This window comes from Caulobacter sp. GW821-FHT12A07, from assembly GCF_058807655.1.
In genome coordinates, this window is record NZ_JBXAQX010000008.1 from 21,551 (window position 1) to 40,202 (window position 18,652).

Annotated in this window: 15 protein-coding genes; 13 read left to right on the forward strand and 2 right to left on the reverse strand. The window is 71.5% G+C overall.

The genetic code is table 11. From position 1 onward, the window contains the following. The first annotated feature begins 18 nt into the window (after positions 1–18). From lepB to AC1RRS_RS16830, 3 genes are all read left to right on the forward strand, one after another. On the forward strand, positions 19–816 hold the full coding sequence (gene lepB, locus AC1RRS_RS16820; protein ID WP_492856109.1) for a signal peptidase I: 798 nt from the start codon (positions 19–21) through the stop codon (positions 814–816). Positions 817–1,120: 304 nt separating this feature from the next. After that, positions 1,121–1,828, forward strand: a complete 708-nt coding sequence (gene lexA / locus AC1RRS_RS16825; protein WP_492856110.1) for a transcriptional repressor LexA — start codon at positions 1,121–1,123, stop codon at positions 1,826–1,828. 146 nt (positions 1,829–1,974) lie between these two features. Further along, on the forward strand, positions 1,975–2,895 hold the full coding sequence (locus AC1RRS_RS16830; protein WP_492856111.1) for a bifunctional helix-turn-helix transcriptional regulator/GNAT family N-acetyltransferase: 921 nt from the start codon (positions 1,975–1,977) through the stop codon (positions 2,893–2,895). On the opposite strand, the gene AC1RRS_RS16835 is transcribed toward AC1RRS_RS16830, so the two are convergent. Beyond that, entirely contained in the window at positions 2,892–3,653 is a 762-nt protein-coding gene (locus tag AC1RRS_RS16835) for an isocitrate lyase/PEP mutase family protein (protein WP_492856112.1), read from the reverse strand. The genes AC1RRS_RS16830 and AC1RRS_RS16835 overlap by 4 nt on opposite strands. A 50-nt stretch (positions 3,654–3,703) precedes the next feature. Next, on the reverse strand, positions 3,704–5,764 hold the full coding sequence (locus AC1RRS_RS16840; protein WP_492856113.1) for a ComEC/Rec2 family competence protein: 2,061 nt from the start codon (positions 5,762–5,764) through the stop codon (positions 3,704–3,706). A 178-nt stretch (positions 5,765–5,942) separates the two neighbouring features. Between AC1RRS_RS16840 and gltX the strand changes: the two genes are divergently transcribed. The 10 genes from gltX to katG all read left to right on the forward strand — a co-directional run bounded on the left by gltX (position 5,943) and on the right by katG (position 18,651). Further along, the gene (gene gltX / locus AC1RRS_RS16845) at positions 5,943–7,364 is read left to right on the forward strand and encodes a glutamate--tRNA ligase (protein ID WP_492856114.1); all 1,422 of its coding nucleotides are present in this window, start codon (positions 5,943–5,945) and stop codon (positions 7,362–7,364) included. A 67-nt stretch (positions 7,365–7,431) separates the two neighbouring features. Further along, the gene (gene gltA, locus AC1RRS_RS16850) at positions 7,432–8,712 is read left to right on the forward strand and encodes a citrate synthase (RefSeq protein ID WP_109102818.1); all 1,281 of its coding nucleotides are present in this window, start codon (positions 7,432–7,434) and stop codon (positions 8,710–8,712) included. 142 nt (positions 8,713–8,854) lie between these two features. Further along, entirely contained in the window at positions 8,855–9,859 is a 1,005-nt protein-coding gene (locus tag AC1RRS_RS16855; RefSeq protein WP_492856115.1) for a 3-oxoacyl-[acyl-carrier-protein] synthase III C-terminal domain-containing protein, read from the forward strand. Beyond that, the gene (locus AC1RRS_RS16860) at positions 9,859–10,860 is read left to right on the forward strand and encodes an NAD-dependent epimerase/dehydratase family protein (protein WP_492856116.1); all 1,002 of its coding nucleotides are present in this window, start codon (positions 9,859–9,861) and stop codon (positions 10,858–10,860) included. The genes AC1RRS_RS16855 and AC1RRS_RS16860 overlap by 1 nt, the downstream gene beginning before the upstream one ends. After that, the gene (locus AC1RRS_RS16865) at positions 10,857–11,702 is read left to right on the forward strand and encodes an MBL fold metallo-hydrolase (RefSeq protein ID WP_492856117.1); all 846 of its coding nucleotides are present in this window, start codon (positions 10,857–10,859) and stop codon (positions 11,700–11,702) included. Before AC1RRS_RS16860 ends, AC1RRS_RS16865 begins: the two co-directional genes overlap by 4 nt. After that, positions 11,699–12,958, forward strand: a complete 1,260-nt coding sequence (locus AC1RRS_RS16870; RefSeq protein WP_492856118.1) for a cell division protein FtsA — start codon at positions 11,699–11,701, stop codon at positions 12,956–12,958. The genes AC1RRS_RS16865 and AC1RRS_RS16870 overlap by 4 nt, the downstream gene beginning before the upstream one ends. After that, positions 12,946–14,121 (forward strand): ATP-grasp domain-containing protein, encoded by a 1,176-nt coding sequence (locus AC1RRS_RS16875; protein ID WP_492856119.1) that lies wholly within the window; start codon positions 12,946–12,948, stop codon positions 14,119–14,121. The genes AC1RRS_RS16870 and AC1RRS_RS16875 overlap by 13 nt, the downstream gene beginning before the upstream one ends. Beyond that, positions 14,118–15,245: a hypothetical protein gene (locus AC1RRS_RS16880; RefSeq protein WP_492856120.1), complete on the forward strand. Its 1,128-nt coding sequence runs from the start codon at positions 14,118–14,120 to the stop codon at positions 15,243–15,245. The genes AC1RRS_RS16875 and AC1RRS_RS16880 overlap by 4 nt, the downstream gene beginning before the upstream one ends. Then, positions 15,242–16,258 carry a Rieske 2Fe-2S domain-containing protein gene (locus AC1RRS_RS16885; RefSeq protein WP_492856121.1) on the forward strand — a complete coding sequence of 339 codons (1,017 nt, stop codon included), beginning with the start codon at positions 15,242–15,244 and terminating at the stop codon, positions 16,256–16,258. Before AC1RRS_RS16880 ends, AC1RRS_RS16885 begins: the two co-directional genes overlap by 4 nt. 158 nt (positions 16,259–16,416) lie before the next feature. Further along, positions 16,417–18,651, forward strand: a complete 2,235-nt coding sequence (gene katG, locus AC1RRS_RS16890) for a catalase/peroxidase HPI (protein ID WP_492856122.1) — start codon at positions 16,417–16,419, stop codon at positions 18,649–18,651. The last annotated feature ends 1 nt before the right edge of the window (position 18,652 follow it).

The following is an 18,652-nucleotide window of genomic DNA, read 5'->3' on the forward strand; positions in this document are numbered from 1 at the left end:
CATCGAGGGGCTTTTCGCATGACCGCCGACAAGACGTCGCTTCGCGCGAAACTGGGCGCGCATCTGATCGACTGGGCCAGGACCCTGGCGCTGACGGCGGCCATCGTGCTCGTGCCGCGCACGGTGCTGTGCCAGCCGTTCGTGATCCCGTCGGGCTCGATGGAGCCGACCCTGCTGGTCGGCGACCGCATCCTGGTCAACAAGTTCGCCTATGGCTGGAGCCGCCATTCGGCGCCGTTCAGCCCGCAGATCGGCCATGGTCGGCTGATGGGGCGCGAGCCCCGGCGCGGCGACGTGGTGGTGTTCAAGAAGCCGGGCGATGGCCGCACCGACGTCATCAAGCGCCTGATCGGCCTGCCGGGCGACGAGCTGCAGGTGGTGGACGGGGTGCTGCGCATCAACGGCGCGCCAGTGGTTCAACAGCCCCTGGGGACGCGGATGGAGGACACCCCGTTCGGGGAGCTGCCCGCCGAGCGCTTCGTCGAGACCCTGCCGGGCGGCAAGACGCATCTGGCCAACAGCTACGGCCCGCGCACGGCGGCCGGCAACACCGCCGTCTATCGCGTGCCCGAGGGCTGCTACTTCATGATGGGCGACAATCGCGACAACTCGCTCGACAGCCGCTTCGACCCGGGCCCGATCCCGGCCGGCCAGGCCCGCTGCGCCTGGAACCCGGCGGTGGACGCCAATCTGCCGGCGCAGATCGGCATGGGCTTCGTGCCGTTCGAGAACCTGGTCGGTCGCGCCGAGATGGTGGTGTTCTCGTGGGAAAGCGGCGCCGGCCCGCGATGGAATCGGTCGTTCCAGCGGCTGTGAATCGGCGGTTGGGGTCCGGGAATCGCGGTCTCGGCGGCGATATTCTCGGAGCTTCCGGCGCGGCGCGATCGCACCGTCTACGGAAAATCGCGGCCCGGTCTGTTTTCACGGCAGCGTGCAGCCGACTGAGAACGGCGGACTTATCCGACGTAAAATCAGTCATTTAGGCCCCGCGTCCTGACATGAACGGCGCGAACGAACTGGCAGAACGCCGGTCGCCGTAATTCACTTGACCTTAACCAAGAACACCTAGAGAACATTCGCAAGGTTTGCGGTTTGTTCCGCGACGACTTGCGAGGCCGTCATGCTCACCCGCAAGCAGCACGAGCTGCTGATGTTCATCCACGAACGGATCAAGGAGACCGGCGTCTCCCCCTCCTTCGACGAGATGAAGGAGGCCCTGGACCTGGCGTCGAAGTCGGGCATCCACCGGCTGATCACCGCCCTGGAAGAGCGCGGCTTCATCCGCCGCCTGGCCCACCGGGCCCGGGCGCTGGAGGTGGTGAAGCTGCCGCAGCAGGCCACGACGGCCGCCCCGCCCAAGGGGCGCGGGGCGTTCCGGCCGCAGGTGCTGGAAGGCGGCGGCCCCGCCCCTTCGGCGCCCGCCCCGACCCTGCCGATCGCCAATGACAGCCGCGAGCTGCCGATCCTGGGCCGCATCGCCGCCGGTACGCCGATCGACGCCATCCAGCACGAGCGCGACCGCCTGCCGGTGCCCGAGAGCATGCTGGGCGGCGGCGAGCACTACGTTCTCGAGGTGCAGGGCGACTCGATGATCGAGGCCGGCATCCTGGACGGCGACTATGTGATCATCCGGAAGGGCGACACGGCCAACAGCGGCGAGATCGTCGTCGCCCTGGTCGGCGAGGAAGCCACGCTGAAGCGCCTGCGCAAGAAGGGCGGCTCGATCGCCCTCGAAGCGGCCAACCCCAAGTACGAGACCCGCATCTTCGGCCCCGACCAGGTCGAGGTGCAGGGCAAGCTGGTGGGACTGATCCGCCGCTATCACTGACGGTTAGGCCGGCACGACGGTTCGAGGGCGCGATCGCGAGGTCGCGCCCTTTTCCGTTTCGGGGGCGCGGCGATGGCCGCCCAATCGGCCAGTGTTGACTCAGTCAATAAATATCCAATATTGACACAATCAACATTGGAGGCCGCATGACCGATCGCCACGACACCGACGTCGCCACCCTGCGCGCCTTCAACCGCGTCTACACAAGCCGCCTGGGCCTGCTGGACGCCAGCTATGACGGCAGCCCGTTCACCCTGAGCGAGGCGCGGGTTCTCTACGAGCTGGCCAACCGGACCGACGCGATGGCCGCCGACATCGCCCGCGCCCTGCGGCTGGATCCGGCCCAGGTCAGCCGCACGATCAAGCGCTTCTCCGAACGGGGCCTGGTCACGGCGCGCGAGAACCCGGCCCACGGCCGCCACCAGCTGCTGAGCCTGACCAATGAGGGCCGCGCGACCTTCGCCGCTCTCGAAGCCAACACCCGCGCCAGCGTCGGCGCCCTGATCGAGGGACTGCATCCGCTGCAGCGGGCGCGCCTGCTCGAGGCGGCCGGCGCGATCAACGAGGTGTTCGAGGACGGCGCGCCCGAGGTCGTGCTGCGCGCCTTGCGCCCCGGCGACCTGGGCCTGGTCGCCTCGCGCCAGGCGGTGCTCTACGCCAGCGAATACGGCTGGGACGGCGACTACGAGGCCCTGGTGGCCGGCATCCTGGCCGACTTCCACCACAACTTCGATCCCGCCCGGGACGACGCCTGGATCGCGCAGGCCGGCGGCCGGATGGTCGGCTCGATCTTCCTGGTGCGCGGCGATGCGCCCGGCGTGGCCAAGCTGCGGCTGCTCTATGTGGAGGCGCAGGCCAGAGGCCTGGGCGTGGGCCGGCGGCTGGTCGAGACCTGCGTCGAACGCGCCCGGGCGCTGGGCTACCAGCGGCTCGACCTCTGGACCGTCAGCGTCCTGACCGCCGCGCGCCGGCTCTACGAGCAGGCCGGTTTCCAGCTGACCCACGAGGCGCCCGGCCGCCAGTTCGGCCACGACCTGATCGACCAGACCTGGTCGCTGGACCTCTAGACCGCCAGCGCTTTCGCCGCCGCGTCGAAGCCGGCCCAGGCCGCCGCGGCCAGGGCCGCGCCGGTGCTGGCGCGGCGCACGCCCAGGCCCGGCAGGTCGGCGAGCTTCATGTCCGGTCCCCACAGCAGCACGTTGACCGGCTTGGGCGCCACGGCCGCGACGATGGCGGCGATGTCGTCGTACTTCTTCACGCCCGGCGCATAGAGGCAGTCGGCGCCGGCCTCGGCATAGGCGACCAGGCGCTCGATGGTCGGGGCGAGGTCGTCGCGGCCGATCAGGAAGCCCTCGGTCCGGCCGACCAGGATCACGTCCTGGCCCGAGGCGTCGATGGCGGCGCGGGCGGCGGCGATGCGGGCGACGGCGTCGGGCAGGTCGTAGAGGTCCTTGCCGGTGCGATCCTCGATCGACAGGCCGGCGACGCCGGTTTCGACCGCGCGAGCGACATTGGCGGCGACGCCTTCGGGCGTGTCGGCGAACCCCGCCTCGAAGTCGGCGTTGACGGGCAGGTCGGTGGCGGCGACCAGCCCGCGCAGATGCTCAAGCACCTCGTCGACCGTGACCTCGCCGTCGGCCCGGCCCCAGGACCAGGCCATGCCGGCGCTGGTCGAGGCCAGGGCCTTGAAGCCCAGCTTCTGGAGCCGGACCGCGCCGCCGGCGTCCCACGGATTGGGCAGGGCGAAGAAGCCGTCGGCGTGCAGGGCGCGGAAGGCGGCTCGCCTTCCAGCGAACTTGGCGGCGAGCTCAGTGGCGTCGGTCATCGGGTCTTCCTTCAGTACGGGGCGCGAGTCCTTACGGCCGCCGGCCGCGACTATCCGCCCGGTTCTTGCGCATTCCTGTCAGCAGTCGCCACCCAGGGTCGCGCGCCGCGCAGGGGCTGGGCCCAGACGATCCACCAGCCGTCGCGGCGGCGCCAGAGCTCGGCCGAACCGCCAACCGCGAAATCCTCGCCCGCCAGCACGACGGCGTCGTGACAGGCCGCCGGCAGGACGGCGGGACGGGATCCGCGCACCACCACCACCTGGGCGCCGGCGCAGAGGCGCTGCAAACCCGCGAAGTCGGGCGCGCGGCGGGTCCAGGACAGGCTGACGGCGACAGGGGCGGACGGCAGCGGCGCGCAGGAGACGCGGTCGCAGGCGAAGTCCTTGCCGGCGATGGGCGTCAGACCCCGGCGGCGGGCCCAGAGATCGGCGCCGAAGCGGCGGGCGTCCGGGCGCAGCAGCACCGCCTCCCCGCCCCGGCGCGCGGCGGCCGTGGCGCCGTCGGCCGAAATCCACAGGTCGGGCGGCGCAGGGCGCGGCCAGAGGGCCACGGCCAGGGCCAGCGGGACGCCCAGCCAGCGCAGCCGGCCCTTCCACAGGCACAGCAGCATGATGCCGAGGAACGACAGGGCCAGGGTGAAGGGCGGGCCGCTGGCGACAACCTGCTGGGCGCCGTGGGCGCCGGCGAACCAGCGGGCGATGGCGGTCATGGCGTCGACGCCCCAGCCGGCCACGGCCAGGAACGGCGCGCCCAGACCCAGCGGCTCCAGCACGGCGCCGACCGCCAGGAACGGCATGATCACCAAGGACGACAGCGGCGAGACCGCCAGGTTGGCCGGCAGCCCCCAGACGGCGACGCGGTTGAAGTGCTGCATGGCGAACGGACCGGTGGCCATGCCGGCCACGAAGCTGGCGCCGACGCTGATGGCGAGCCAGCCCATGGCGGCCTGGGTGAAGCGGATCGGCCAGGGCACGGAGATCTCGCGCGGCTGGCGCGGCCAGGCCTCGGCCAAGGCGACCAGGGCGGCGGTGGCGGCGAACGACATCTGGAAGCCGGGCGCCCCGGCCGACTCGGGCTGGGCGACCAGGATGATCAGGGCCGCCAGGGCCAGGCCGTGCAGGCTGACAGCCTGGCGGTCGGCCAGGATCGCCAGGAAGGCCACGGCGGCCGTGATCGCCGCGCGCAGGGCCGGCGGCGGCGCGCCGGAGATGATCAGGTAGGCGCCGACGGCCGCGAGACCGGCGACGGCGGCGATCTTCTTGCCCGAGACCCGCAGGGCGACCCACGGCCAGGCGGCGATCAGCAGACGGACGGCCGCGAACACGAAGCCGCCGACGATGGCCATGTGCAGGCCGGATATGGAGAGGATGTGGGCCAGGCCCGAGGCGCGCATGGCCTCGGTCTGCTCCGGCGTCACCCAGGCCTCGTGGCCAGTGACCATGGCCGCGGCGATGCCGCCGCTCTCCGGTCCCAGCCGCTCGACGATGCGGGAGGCGAGATCCCAGCGCACGGCGTTGACCGCCATGGAGAGGCGCAGCCGCCAGGGCGGCGGGTCGAGCGCGGTCTCCTCGATCTGGCCGACCACGAAGCCGACGCCGCCCACGCCGTTGAACCAGGCGTCGCGGGCGAAGTCGTAGGCACCGGGCGCGGCCGGCGGCGGCGGGGCCGACAGCATGGCCTTCAGGCGCAGGGCAGAACCGGGCGGCGGCGCGACCTCGCCTTCGGCCAGGCTGACCCGGATTCGGGTGGGCGTCGCTTCTGGCGACAGCCGTGAGATCGACACCGGCGCGACCAGCAGGCGCGGTCCGGCGGCGCCGGGCGAGACCACATCGACGACGAAGCCGTCGATGACCCGCACGCTCCGCTCGACCGGCATGACCGGCGCGGCGACCCGGTCGCAGCGGACCTTTCCGGCCAAGGCTCCGCTGGCGGCGAAGGCGGCCAGGGTCAAGGGAATCGCCAGGCCGCTCCAGCGTGGCCAACCCCGGCTCCAGATGGCGAGCACGGCCAAGGCGAGCGCGACCAGGGCCAGCAGCGACCACGAAGGCTCGACCTTCAGCTCCAGATAGCCGGCCGCGCCCAGGCCGAAGGCGACCGGCGCCCACAGCATCCAGCGGCCCGCGTTGAGCCTTGCCTCATCGATCGCCTGTGAAGCGAGCGCTGCGGGACTAGGACACCTTCGAACGGCCGTGCTAAGACGCGCCGCCCAGCGGCCGGCGCCTGCGTCGCGCGCAGCCGCCGAGCCTCCCGCCGCCCCCGCGGCCTCCAGACCGTCAGCTTCGAAGCCTATGTCCAGTTCCTCCCCCGCCCCCAGCGGCGTCGTCACCCGCTTCGCCCCGTCGCCGACCGGCTTCCTGCATATCGGCGGCGCCCGAACGGCGCTGTTCAACTGGTTATATGCACGCCATACGGGTGGGAAGTTCCTTATTCGCGTCGAGGACACCGACCGCGAGCGTTCGACCGAAGCGGCCGTGGCCGCGATCTTCGAAGGCCTCGACTGGCTGGGCATGAAGTCCGACGAGGAAGTCGTCTTCCAGTACAGCCGCGCCGACCGCCATCGGGCCGTCGTCGAGGAGATGCTGGCGGCCGGCCGCGCCTATCGCTGCTGGATGACCGTCGAGGAGCTGGCCGCCGCGCGCGAACTGGCCCGAGCCGGCGGGCCGGCCCTGCGCTCGCCCTGGCGCGACGCCCCGCCGCCCAACGATCCCACCCTGCCGCACGTCATCCGTTTCAAGGGACCGACCGAGGGCACGACCCTGGTCGACGATCAGGTCAAGGGTCCGGTGACCTTCAACAACGCCGACCTGGACGACCTGGTCCTGCTGCGCGCTGACGGCGCCCCGACCTACAACCTGGCCGTGGTGGTCGACGACCACGACATGGGCGTCACCCACGTGATCCGCGGCGACGACCACCTGAACAACGCCGCCCGCCAGACCCTGATCTACCAGGCCAATGGCTGGACCGTGCCGGCCTTCGGCCACATCCCGCTGATTCACGGCCCCGACGGCGCCAAGCTCAGCAAGCGCCATGGCGCGCAAGCCGTCGGCGAGTTCGCCGACATGGGCTACATCCCCGAGGGCATGCGCAACTACCTGGCGCGCCTGGGCTGGGGCCACGGCGACGACGAGGTGTTCAACGACGAACAGGCGATCAGCTGGTTCGACATCAAGGACGTGGTCAAGGCCCCTGCCCGCCTGGACTGGGCCAAGCTGAACTTCATCAACGGCCAGCACCTGCGCCAGGCCGACGACGCCCGCCTGACCGCCCTGACGCTGAAGGCCCTGACCGCCGCCGGGACCGACCTGCCGGCCGACGCCGAAGCCCGCATCGCCGGCGCCGTTCCGCAGGTCAAGGAAGGCGCCAAGACCATCCTGGAGTTGGGTGAACACGTGGCGTTCGCGCTCAAGGTGCGCCCGCTGGTCCTCGAAGAAAAAACCGCCAAGCAGCTTTCCGAGGAAACGGTCGCGCGCCTCGCACGACTTCGTGACCAGTTGGCCGCCGCCCCGGCCTGGGGCGTTTCGGAGCTGGAGACGCTGTTGAAATCGTTCGCGGAATCGGAGGCTGTCGGCTTCGGCAAGTTCGGCCCGCCGCTGCGCGGAATCCTCACCGGCGGGGCCCAGGCGCCCGACCTGAACAAGATCATGACCGCCCTTGGTCGTGACGAGTCGCTGGGGCGTCTTGACGACGCGCTGGCGTCGCGCGCATGAGGCGCTATAACGCAGCCGCGAAATACAAAACTGGACTGATCGTTCCATTATTGAAAGGGTCTCTCGCATGACCGACAAAGCCACGCTGACGATCGGCGATAAGAGCTACGACCTGCCGATCCTCAAGGGCAGCACGGGTCCGGACGTTCTGGACATCCGCAAGGTCTATGGCGAAAGCGACCACTTCACCTTCGATCCGGGCTTCACCTCGACCGCGTCGTGCGAGAGCAAGATCACCTATATCGACGGCGACGCCGGCGTTTTGCTGCACCGCGGCTATCCGATCGACCAGCTGGCCGAGAAGTCGTCGTTCCTCGAAGTCTGCCACCTGCTGCTGAACGGCGAACTGCCGACGGCCGCCGAACTGGCCAAGTTCGAGAACAACATCACCTACCACACGATGCTGCACGCGCAGTTCGACCGGTTCTTCGAAGGCTTCCGTCGCGACGCCCACCCGATGGCCGTCATGACCGGCGCCGTGGGCGCCCTGTCGGCCTTCTACGCCGACAGCATGAACGTCGACGACGCCCGCGAGCGTGAGATCAGCGCTCATCGCCTGATCGCCAAGATGCCGACGATCGCCGCCCGCGCCTACAAGTACACGATCGGCCAGCCGTTCGTGTCGCCGCGCAACGACCTGTCGTACTCGGAAAACTTCCTGCGCATGTGCTTCTCGGTCCCGGCCGAGGACTGGAAGCCGAACCCGGTCCTGACCCGCGCCATGGACCGCATCTTCATCCTGCACGCCGACCACGAGCAGAACGCCTCGACCTCGACCGTCCGTCTGGCCGGTTCGTCGGGCGCTCACCCGTTCGCCTGCATCGCCGCCGGCATCGCCTGCCTGTGGGGCCCGTCGCACGGCGGCGCCAACCAGGAAGCCCTGGAGATGCTCGAGCAGATCGGCACGGTCGACAAGATCCCCGAGTTCATCGAGGGCGTGAAGGCGCGCAAGCACAAGCTGATGGGCTTCGGCCACCGCGTGTACAAGAACTTCGACCCGCGCGCGAAGGTCATGCAGAAGACCTGCCACGAGGTCCTCGGCCAGCTGGGCATCAACGACCCGCTGCTCGAAGTGGCCATGGAGCTGGAAAAGATCGCGCTCAGCGATCCGTTCTTCATCGAGCGCAAGCTGTACCCGAACATCGACTTCTACTCGGGCATCACCCTGCGAGCGATGGGCTTCCCGACCAACATGTTCACCGTGCTGTTCGCCCTGGCCCGCACCGTCGGCTGGATCAGCCAGTGGAAGGAAATGTTCGAGGATCCGACCCGCAAGATCGGTCGTCCGCGTCAGCTCTATACGGGCTCGACCCAGCGCGACTACATCGACGTCGAAAAGCGCGGCTAAGCGCTTCTTCCGACTTCGGAATTACGGAAAGGCCTCGCGAAAGCGAGGCCTTTTTGTTTGCGCGCCAGCATTGCGCCGCGTTGCGGACGCGAGTGCATGCGACTAAGCGTTGATTGTTGTAGCGCTTTGGAAGGGTCGCGTAATGTCTGGTTTCACGCCGCTGCGGCTGTGCGGCCTGGGCGTCTACGAACCCCGACAGGCCCTGGCCTCCGACGAGCTGGACGCCCGCTACGGGCGTGAGGCCGGCTTCACCCAATCGCAGTTCGGCCTGACCTCGCGCCGCTTCGCCTCGCCCGACGAGACCGCCTCGATGATGGGGGCCGCGGCGGCGCGCGACGCCCTGGCCGCGGCCGGCTGGGCCGATGGCGAGTTCGACGTGCTGATCGGGGCCGGCGGGGTGATGGAGCAGCCGATCCCTGGCACATCGATCCTGGTGCAGCAGGCCCTGGGCCTGGGCCGCTCGGGCATCAGCGCCTTCGACGTCAACCAGAGCTGCCTGTCGTTCCTGGCGGCGCTGGACGTGGCGGCCATGGGCTTCGCCACCAGGCGCTGGCGGCGGGCCCTGGTGGTCTCCAGCGACATCGCCTCGGCGGGGCTGGACTGGCGCCAGCCGACGGCCAGCGCGATCTTCGGCGACGGCGCGGCGGCGGCCTGCCTGGAGGCGGGCGAGGACCCGGACGGTCCCGCCCTGCTGGCCCGCCGGTTCGAGAGCTATGGCGAGGGCCGGGACCTGGCCACCCTGAAGGCCGGCGGCTCGCGCGTGCGGCTGGAGGACGGGCTGGAGGCCTTCGAGGACGCCGCCAAGTTCCACATGGACCCGTTCGGCATCTTCAAGGCCGCCGCCAAGCGCCTGCCGCCGGTGGTCGACAAGGTGCTGGAGGACGCCGGCCTCGACCGCGAAGGCGTCGACCTGATCGTGCCGCACCAGGCCAGCCGGCCGGGCCTGGATCACCTGCGCAAGCTGGTCGGCGGGGATCCGGCCCGGGTGGTCGATGTGTTCGGCGAGCACGGCAACCAGATCGCCGCCTCCATTCCAACGGCGCTGCACAGCGCCTGGCGCGACGGGCGGCTGACGCCGGGCTCGAGCGTGCTGCTGGTCGGCACGGCCGCCGGCATCAGCATCGGCGCGATGGTCCTGCGGGTCTGATGCGCCAGGCGCTCGTCACCGGCGCCACGGGCGGGCTGGGCCTGGCCCTGACCGCCGCCCTGCTGGCGCAAGGCTACGCCGTGCGCGCGACGGGGCGCGACGCCGTGGCCGCGCGACGGCTGCGGGCCATGGGCGTCGAGACGGTGGAGGCCGACCTGGTCGCCGATCCGGGCCGGGCCGCCGAGCTTTGCCGGGACATCGACGTGGTGTTCCACGCGGCGGCCCTGTCCAGCCCCTGGGGACCGGACGAGGCCTTCGACCGGGCCAATGTGGGCATGACCCGCGACCTGCTGGCCGCGGCCCGCGCCGCCGGCTGCGAGGGGCTGGTCTTCGTCTCCTCGCCCTCAATCTACACCGAACCGCGCGACCGGCTGAACCTGACCGAGGCCGACGCGCCAGCCGCGCGGCCGATGAACGCCTACGCCCGCACCAAGCTGGCGGCCGAGCGGCTGGTGCTGGCGGCCAACGGGTCGGACTTCTTCACGGTGTCGGTGCGGCCGCGCGCCCTGGTCGGTCCCGACGACAAGGTGCTGCTGCCGCGCCTGCTGGCGCTGGTCGCCCGGGGACGCGCACCGCTGCCGCGCGGCGGGCGGGCGCTGGTCGAGCTGACCGACGTGCGCGACGCGGCCCAGGCGCTGGTGCTGGCCGACCAGCGGCGCGACGCTGTCGGCGGCCGGGCGTTCAACGTCTCGGGCGGGACGGCGATCAGCGTGCGGGACTTCGCGCTGGAGCTCGCCGCGACGACCGGGCGATCGCTGAGGCTGGTGTCCGCGCCCTGGCCGCTGCTCTTCGCCGGAGCCGCCTTGGCCGAGGGCGTCGCGGCCCTGCTGCCCGGCCGGCCCGAGCCGCCGATCACCCGCTACGGCGCGGCGACCCTGGCCTTCTCCCAGACCTTCGACCTGACCGCCGCCCGGCGAGACCTCGGCTGGACGCCCCGCCACGACGCCCGCGCCGCCGCCCTTGAACTGGCCCGGCGCTGGGCCGAAGGATCGCGGGCATGAGCGCCGTGCGCTGCGAGATCCACCTGCTGAAGGCCGGCGCCTGCGTGCATCTGGAGGCCGCGGCCTTGCGCGGCGGCAGCCTGTGCCCGGTCGACTTCCCGGCCCTGACCGCCCTGATCCTGCACCCGACGGCGGGGCCGCTGCTATGGGACACCGGCTACGACCCGGCCTTCTTCCGCGCCACCCGCCGCTGGCCCGAGAAGCTCTATGCGCTGGCGACGCCCGTGACCCTGGGCGAGGACGAGCCCGCAGCCCGCCAGATCGCGCGTTTCGGCCTGACGCCGGACGACATCCAGGGCGTGATCGTCTCGCACTTCCACGGCGACCACGTGGCGGGACTGCCGGCTTTTCCAAACGCGAAGATCATATGCGCCCGCGCGGGACTGGAGCAGATCCAGGGGCTGGGACGGTTCGCCGGCGTGCGGCGGGGACTGCTGGCGGGGCTGCTGCCGGGCGATGTCGAGGCGCGGGCGGTGTTCTTCGAGGACCGGCCGCGCTGCGCCCTGCCCGCGCAGCTCGCCCCGTTCGAGACCGGCGCCGACCTGCTGGGCGACGGAAGCCTGATCGCCGTCGAGCTGCCCGGCCATTGCCCCGGCCACTGGGGGCTGGCGGCGCGGGGGAGCGACGATCGACTGTGGTTCTTCGTCGGCGATGCGGCCTGGTCGCTGAAGGCGATCCGCGAGAACCGCCCGCCCCCGGCCTTCACGACCGCCCTGCTGGGCCGCACCGACCGCTATCGCGCGACCCTGGCGGACCTGCACGCCCTGCACGCGCGGGCCCCCGAAGTGGTGCTGACCCCGTCGCACTGCCGGGAGGCGGCGGCGACCGCGGAGGCTCCTTGAGCCTGGCCCGCGCCGGCCGGATCGCCGCCGCCTATCTGGACGCGCGGCTGGCCGAGCGGTCGTTGCGCGACCGCGCGGCCCTGGAGCGGCGGCAGGCCCGGCTGTGGCGGCGTCTCGCGCCGGCCCTGGCCCGCACGCCGGCGCTGGCGTCCCTGGTCGGGCGTCCAGTGGAAGACTTTCCGGTGCGCGAGCCGGCGCAGGTGCGCGGCGACCTCTCGGCCTGGAACAGCCTGGGGCTGGATACGGCCTCGATCCTGGCTGCGGCGCAGGCGGCCGAGGATGGGCGCGAGATCGCCCTGCCCGGCGGCGCCCAGGCGGGCTTCTCGACCGGCAGCGAGGGCGCGCGCGGGGTGTTCCTGACCACCCCGGCCGAGCGCGACCACTACATCGGGACCCTGCTGGGCAAACTGGTCGCGCCGGGACGACTGCTGGCCCCGATCCGCGCCGCCCTGATCCTGCGGGCCAATAACAGGCTCTACGAGGATATCGGCGGCGCGGGGGCGGCCTTCGCCTTCATCGGTCTGGACGAGACCCCGCAGGCCCAGGCGGCCGCCCTGCGGGCCTTCGCGCCGACCCATCTGGTGGCCCCGCCGCACGTGCTGGCCGGACTGGCGCGGCTGGGCGAGACCGATGGCTGGGCCGATCGGCTGGAGGGCCTCTATTACGGGGCCGAGCCGATGGGCGAGCGCGAGGGCGAGGTCCTGGCCCGGACCTTCGGCCGCCATCCCGCGCCGCTCTACCAGGCAACCGAAGGCTTCCTCGGCGCGCCGTGCCGCATGGGGACCCTGCACCTCAACGAGGAGAACCTGATCGTCGAGCGCGATCCCCTGCCCGGCGGAACGCGCTTTCGGCCCATCGTCACCGACCTGCGCCGCACGGCCCAGCCGGTGGTGCGGGTGCGGCTGGACGACCTGATCGAACCCGCCCCGCCCTGCCCCTGCGGCTCGCCGCGGCTGGCGATCCGGCCGGTGGAGGGCCGGGTCGGCGACGTCTGGCGGGCGGGCGAGACGATGATCTTTCCGCGCGAGATCGAAGCGGCGCTCGAGGCCGCGTTGCCGCCGCTGGCGCCGTGGCGGGCCGAGGCTTCGCCGGGCGAGGTTCGGGTGCTGGTCGAAGAGGTCGCGCACGTCGCGCCGGCCCGCGCGGCGACCGAGGCGCTGCTGGCGGCGCATGGCGTGGACTGGCCGGTGACCACGGAAGTCTCGGCCCAGGTCGAGAACCGGCCCAAGCGGCGGCGCGTGCGGTGGCGGGCGTGAGCGGCGCGCCGCTGGTCCTGATCACCGGCGCGCGGGCCCCGGCGGCGCTGGACCTGGCCCGCGCGTTCCGGGCGGCCGGCGTCCGCGTGCGCATGGCCGATTGCAGCCGGTCACGGGCGGCGCGGCTGTCGAAGGCGCCCGAGGCGGTGCACGCCTACGCCTCGCCGGTGACGCGGCCCGAGGCCTTCGCCCACGACGTCGAGGACCTGATCGACACGCTGACGCCGACCCTGGTCATCCCGACATGCGAGGAGGTGTTCCACCTGGCCGCCCTGGCCGAGCGGCGCCCTACCCTGGCCGCGACGCTGTTCGCGCCGTCGCTTTCGACGCTGCGGAGGCTGCATTCCAAGCGGCTGTTCGCGGCGGCCTGCGTCGCCGAAGACTTGCCGGTTCCTCGCACCTGGAGCTTGACCAACCCGGCCGATCTGGCCGGCCTACCGCCGGCGGGCGAGCTTGTGTTCAAGCCGGAATATTCCCGCTTCGGCGTTCACGCCCTGATCCGGCCGATGGCGCAACAGGTCGCGGCCCTGCCGATATCACCCGAGCGGCCGTGGGTGGCGCAGGCCTGCGTGGTCGGGACCGAGGTGTCGTTCTACGCCGTGGCGCGAGGCGGACGGCTGGCGGCGTTTTCCGCCTACGGCTCGGCGTGGCGCGATCGGGGCGGCGCCAGCTACGCGTTCGTCGCGCCGCCGGCCAAGACGGTCGCGGTGCTGCGGGACCTGGCCGCCCGGCTGACTGAGCGGATCGTCGGCGACGGACAGTTCGCCTGCGACGTCATCCTCGACGCCGAGGGGCTGCCGTGGCTGCTGGAGTGCAATCCGCGCGCGACGAGCGGCGTGCACCTGTTCCAGCGCAGCGCGGCGTTCGGCCGGGCCTTCCTGGCGGACGGGCCGCTCGTCGAGCCGGACGCCCCGCCACCGCTGCACGTCGCGCCGGCTCTGTGGCTGCTGGGATTGCCGGCAGCGCTACGGGAACGACGTCTGACCGAATGGAACGCTCTGCGGCGCGACGGCCGGGACGTGCTGACCGCGCCGGGCGACCGGGCGCCGCTGCTTGGGGCGCTGGTCGACAGCGCCGCCTTCGGCCTGAAGGCCCTGGCGACCGGCCGTACGCTGGCCGCCGCCATGACGGCCGACATCGAGTGGAACGGAGACCCGGCGTGAGCGCGGTGCGGGTCGCGACCGTGGACGATCCGGCGCTGGATTGGGGCGATCCGACGGTCGGCGCCTATGCCCGCGCCCTGGCCGCTCTGGGACCCGACGGCGCGCTGGAGAACGCCCGCTTCCACCTGGCTTCGCTGCAGTTGCGCGACCGGGCGCTGGCCCTGGTCGTCCCGGAAGGACGGCAGGCCTGCTGGCTGACCGCGCCGACGGTGACCTACGGACGAACGCTGCGCGAGGAGATCGATCGCGAACTGAAGGGCGGCGAGGCCTTGGCGGCCAAGGCCGCGTCCTGGCTGGCCGAGGGCCTGCTGCGGATCACCCGAGCCGACGACGCCGTCCATGTGAACCACCTGCTGTTCTCGACCAGCCTGCACGGCGGCTGGGACGGCGCGGAACTGGGCGAGGCGCTGACGGCGCTGCGTGTGGCCTATCCCGGCCGGGCCATCGTCTGGCGCAGCCTGAACGCCGTGGATCACGCCGGCCTGCTGGCGCGGATGCAGGCGGCTGGCGGGCGGCGGCTGCTGAGCCGGCTGATCTGGCGCCTGCCCGATCCGGAGCGGCAATGGGCGCCGCGCCGCGACGTCCGGCGTGACCTGGCTCTGACGGCGGCCGGCGGCTTCACGGTCGAGACCGACGCCAGGCCGACACCGGAGGAGATCGAGCGGCTGCTGGCGCTCTATGCCGGCGTCTACATAGCCAAGTATTCCGGCGCCAATCCGCGTTACACGGCGGCGGCGCTGGCGGCCGGCATCACGTCGGGTGTGCTGCGCCTGTCGCTGGTGCGCGCGCCGTCGGGCGAGATCGTCGCCTTCGCCGCCGACCAGACCTGCGACGGCGAACTGGCCACGCCCATGCTGGGCCACGACCGAACGCGGCCCGAGACCGAAGGCCTGTTCCGGATCGCCATGGCGCTGGCGGTCCAGCACGCCGTCGAGCAGGGCCTGGCGGTCAACGGCTCGGCCGGCGCGGCGGCCTTCAAGCGTCACCGGGGCGCGACGCCGGCGCTGGAGCACCAGATGGTGTTCGACGACCATCTTCCCCCCTGGCGGCGGGCGGGCTACGCCTTGCTGGCCAAGGCCCTCGACGCCCTGACCCCGACCCTGGAAAGGATCGCCGCCGGATGACGCCCTTCCCCGCCGGCCTGACCCGAACCTGGCTGCCCGTCTGTCTGTCCCGCGAGCTGACGGCAAAGCCCCTGGCGCGCCAGCTGGCCGGCGTGCCGCTGGTGCTGTTCCGCGACGCCAAAGGCGCGGCCGCGGCGCTGGAGGATCGCTGCCCGCACCGCAACTATCCGCTGTCGGACGGCAAGGTGGTCGATGGCGCGATCCGCTGCCCCTATCACGGCTGGCGGTTCGACGGTTCGGGCGGCTGCGTGGAGATCCCCGGGACCAGCGAGGCGGTGAACGCGGAGCGCCTGGGCGCGCGGCGGATCGAGCTGGTCGAGCGGCACGGGGCGGTGTTCGTGCGGCTGGAGCCGGATCCGGAGCAACCGGACCTCGTGCTGCCGCCGCTGCTGGGCGACCCCGACCACGATCATTTCTGGTGGAGCCAGCCGCCGTGGAAGGCCCGCGCCCTCGACGCGCTGGAGAACATCCTCGACCCGTTCCACACCAACTTCGTCCACGACGGCCTGATCCGGGTCAGCGGCAAGCGGCAGGCCGTGCGCCAGACGGTGATCCAGCACACCGACGGCGTCGAGGTGGTCTACGAGCAGGACGAGCCCGACCGGGGCTGGATGTCGCGGCTGCTGGAGGGCGATCGCCAGCGCAGCGTCGGCCGCTACTATCCGCCGGTGACGTTCCAGGGGCGCTGGGAGAAGAAGGACAGCCTGACCCTGTGCGCCACGGCCTTCTTCGTGCCCGAGACGCAGGACCGCTTCCGGGGCTTCGGCTGCTGGACGACGCCGAAGGGCCGCGCGCCGGCCTGGCTGAAACGCCAGGCGATCATGGCCTTCGTGCGCCCGGTCGCGGTCCAGGATCGCCGCGCGCTGGAGCGGCAGTACGCAACCATCGCCGCCTTTGGAGGCCCCCGGTTCAAGTCCGGCCCGACCGACCGCGTCACCACGCCCCTGACCCGGCTCTATCAAGGCGAGGCGCTGGAGCCGTCGATCGACGGTCCCAACACCATCTGGCTCTGAGCCTCCTCGCGGAGCATTTCGCTCCGGACGCGGCGTAAATCCAATCCGCGCCTCAATGCTCTTGCGATTTAATCGCAACAATCATGCGAACTGGACCTGAGGTCTGGTTGGCGGCGTCTATCGCGATGATAGGAACAATCAATTTTACCTATCGGCGGATGCGCGTTGACTACGCGCCGGGGGCAAGCAGCAGACATAAGCCAGGGAGGAAGGCGACGATGGATGGGAATGTCGAGACCGGCGCGAAGGGCCAATGCCCCGTCGGACACGGCCGCGGCCACGGCAATCGTGACTGGTGGCCCCAGAGCCTTCGCCTCGAAGGCCTCAATGCGCATTCACCGCGGTCCAATCCCCTGGGCGAGGCCTTCGACTACGCCGAGGCCTTCAAGAGCCTGGACCTCGACGCGGTGGTCGCCGACCTGCACGCCCTGATGACCGACAGCCAGGACTGGTGGCCGGCCGACTTCGGGCATTATGGCGGCCTCTTCATCCGCCTGGCCTGGCACAGCGCCGGCACCTACCGGATCACCGACGGGCGCGGCGGGGCCGGCGGCGGCCAGCAGCGGTTCGCGCCGCTCAACAGCTGGCCGGACAACGCCAATCTGGACAAGGCCCGGCGCCTGCTGTGGCCGATCAAGCAGAAGTACGGCGCCAAGCTGTCCTGGGCCGACCTCTACGTGCTGGTCGGCAACGTCGCGCTGGAGTCGATGGGCTTCAAGACCTTCGGCTTCGGCGGCGGCCGGGCCGACCAATGGGAGCCCGAGGAGCTCTACTGGGGTCCCGAAGGCTCTTGGCTGGGCGACGAGCGCTACAGCGGCGAGCGGCAGCTGCACCCGGCCCTGGGCGCGGTGCAGATGGGCCTGATCTACGTCAATCCGGAAGGCCCGAACGGCAATCCCGACCCGAAGGCGGCGGCGCGCGACATCCGCGACACCTTCGCCCGCATGGCCATGAACGACGAGGAGACCGTCGCCCTGATCGCCGGCGGCCACAGCTTCGGCAAGACCCACGGCGCGGGCGACCCGTCCTTCGTCGGTGTCGAGCCCGAGGGCGGCGAGATCGAGGCGCAAGGGTTGGGTTGGGCCAGCAAGCACGGCACCGGCATCGGCGCCGACGCCATCACCGGCGGTCCGGAAGTGATCTGGACCCAGACCCCGACCAAGTGGAGCAACCACTTCTTCGAGAACCTCTTCAAGTTCGAGTGGGAGCTGCACCAAAGCCCGGCCGGCGCCAAGCAATGGCGGGCCAAGGACGCCCCGGCCGACATCCCCGACGCCTACGACGGGTCCAAGACCCACGTCCCGCGGATGCTGACCACGGACCTGGCCCTGCGGTTCGACCCGGAATACGAGAAGATCTCGCGCCGGTTCCTGGAGAACCCCGACCAGTTCGCCGACGCCTTCGCCCGCGCCTGGTTCAAGCTGACCCACCGCGACATGGGCCCCAAGCCCCGCTACCTCGGCAAGCTCGTGCCGGAAGAGACGCTGATCTGGCAGGACCCGATCCCGGCGCCCGACCATCCGCTGGTCGACGCTTCGGACATCGCGGCGCTGAAGCAGAAGATCCTCGCCTCGGGCCTGTCGGTGGGCGAACTGGTCTCGACGGCCTGGGCCTCGGCCTCGACCTATCGGGGCTCGGACAAGCGCGGCGGGGCCAACGGCGCCCGCATCCGCCTGGCGCCGCAGAAGGACTGGGAGGTCAATGATCCGCCGGTCCTGGCCAAGGTTCTCGGCGTGCTCGAAGGGATCAAGAACGAGTTCGACGGCTCGGGCGGCAAGAAGATCTCGCTGGCCGACCTGATCGTGCTGGGCGGGGCTGCGGCGGTCGAAAAGGCCGCCAAGGACGCCGGCACGCCGGTCGAGGTGCCGTTCGCCCCGGGACGCGGCGACGCCAGCGCCGAGCAGACCGACGCCGACTCCTTCGCGCCGCTGGAGCCGCTGTCGGACGGCTTCCGCAACTATCGGCGGTCGGGCGAGCAGTTCATGGCCCCGGAAGAGGCCCTGGTCGACCGGGCGCAGCTGCTGCGCCTTTCGGGACCGGAGCTGACGGCGCTGGTCGGCGGGCTGCGGGTGCTGGGCGCCAACGCCGGCGGCTCGAAGGCCGGGGTCTTCACCAACCGTCCGGGCCAGCTGACGAACGACTTCTTCGTCAACCTGCTGGACATGGGCACGACCTGGAGCCCGACGGCGGTCAACGCCTTCGCCGGGCACGGCCGCAAGGACAGCCAGCCGCGCTGGACCGCCACCCGCGTCGACCTGATCTTCGGCTCCCACGCCGAGCTTCGGGCCCTGGCCGAGGTCTATGGCAGCGCCGACGCGCAGGGCAAGTTCGTCAAGGACTTCGTGGCGGCCTGGAACAAGGTGATGAACGCCGACCGCCTGGACCTGAACTGAT

Bases quoted from the DNA above. Each gene is read 5' to 3' on its own strand.
- AC1RRS_RS16855 (WP_492856115.1), top strand. From the start codon at position 8,855: ATGTCTGGTTTCACGCCGCTGCGGCTGTGCGGCCTGGGCGTCTACGAA.
- gltX (WP_492856114.1), top strand. From the start codon at position 5,943: ATGTCCAGTTCCTCCCCCGCCCCCAGCGGCGTCGTCACCCGCTTCGCC.
- gltA (WP_109102818.1), top strand. From the start codon at position 7,432: ATGACCGACAAAGCCACGCTGACGATCGGCGATAAGAGCTACGACCTG.
- AC1RRS_RS16885 (WP_492856121.1), top strand. From the start codon at position 15,242: ATGACGCCCTTCCCCGCCGGCCTGACCCGAACCTGGCTGCCCGTCTGT.
- AC1RRS_RS16865 (WP_492856117.1), top strand. From the start codon at position 10,857: ATGAGCGCCGTGCGCTGCGAGATCCACCTGCTGAAGGCCGGCGCCTGC.
- AC1RRS_RS16840 (WP_492856113.1), bottom strand. From the start codon at position 5,764: ATGCTGTGGGCGCCGGTCGCCTTCGGCCTGGGCGCGGCCGGCTATCTG.
- katG (WP_492856122.1), top strand. From the start codon at position 16,417: ATGCGCGTTGACTACGCGCCGGGGGCAAGCAGCAGACATAAGCCAGGG.
- lepB (WP_492856109.1), top strand. From the start codon at position 19: ATGACCGCCGACAAGACGTCGCTTCGCGCGAAACTGGGCGCGCATCTG.
- AC1RRS_RS16835 (WP_492856112.1), bottom strand. From the start codon at position 3,653: ATGACCGACGCCACTGAGCTCGCCGCCAAGTTCGCTGGAAGGCGAGCC.
- AC1RRS_RS16830 (WP_492856111.1), top strand. From the start codon at position 1,975: ATGACCGATCGCCACGACACCGACGTCGCCACCCTGCGCGCCTTCAAC.
- AC1RRS_RS16860 (WP_492856116.1), top strand. From the start codon at position 9,859: ATGCGCCAGGCGCTCGTCACCGGCGCCACGGGCGGGCTGGGCCTGGCC.
- lexA (WP_492856110.1), top strand. From the start codon at position 1,121: ATGCTCACCCGCAAGCAGCACGAGCTGCTGATGTTCATCCACGAACGG.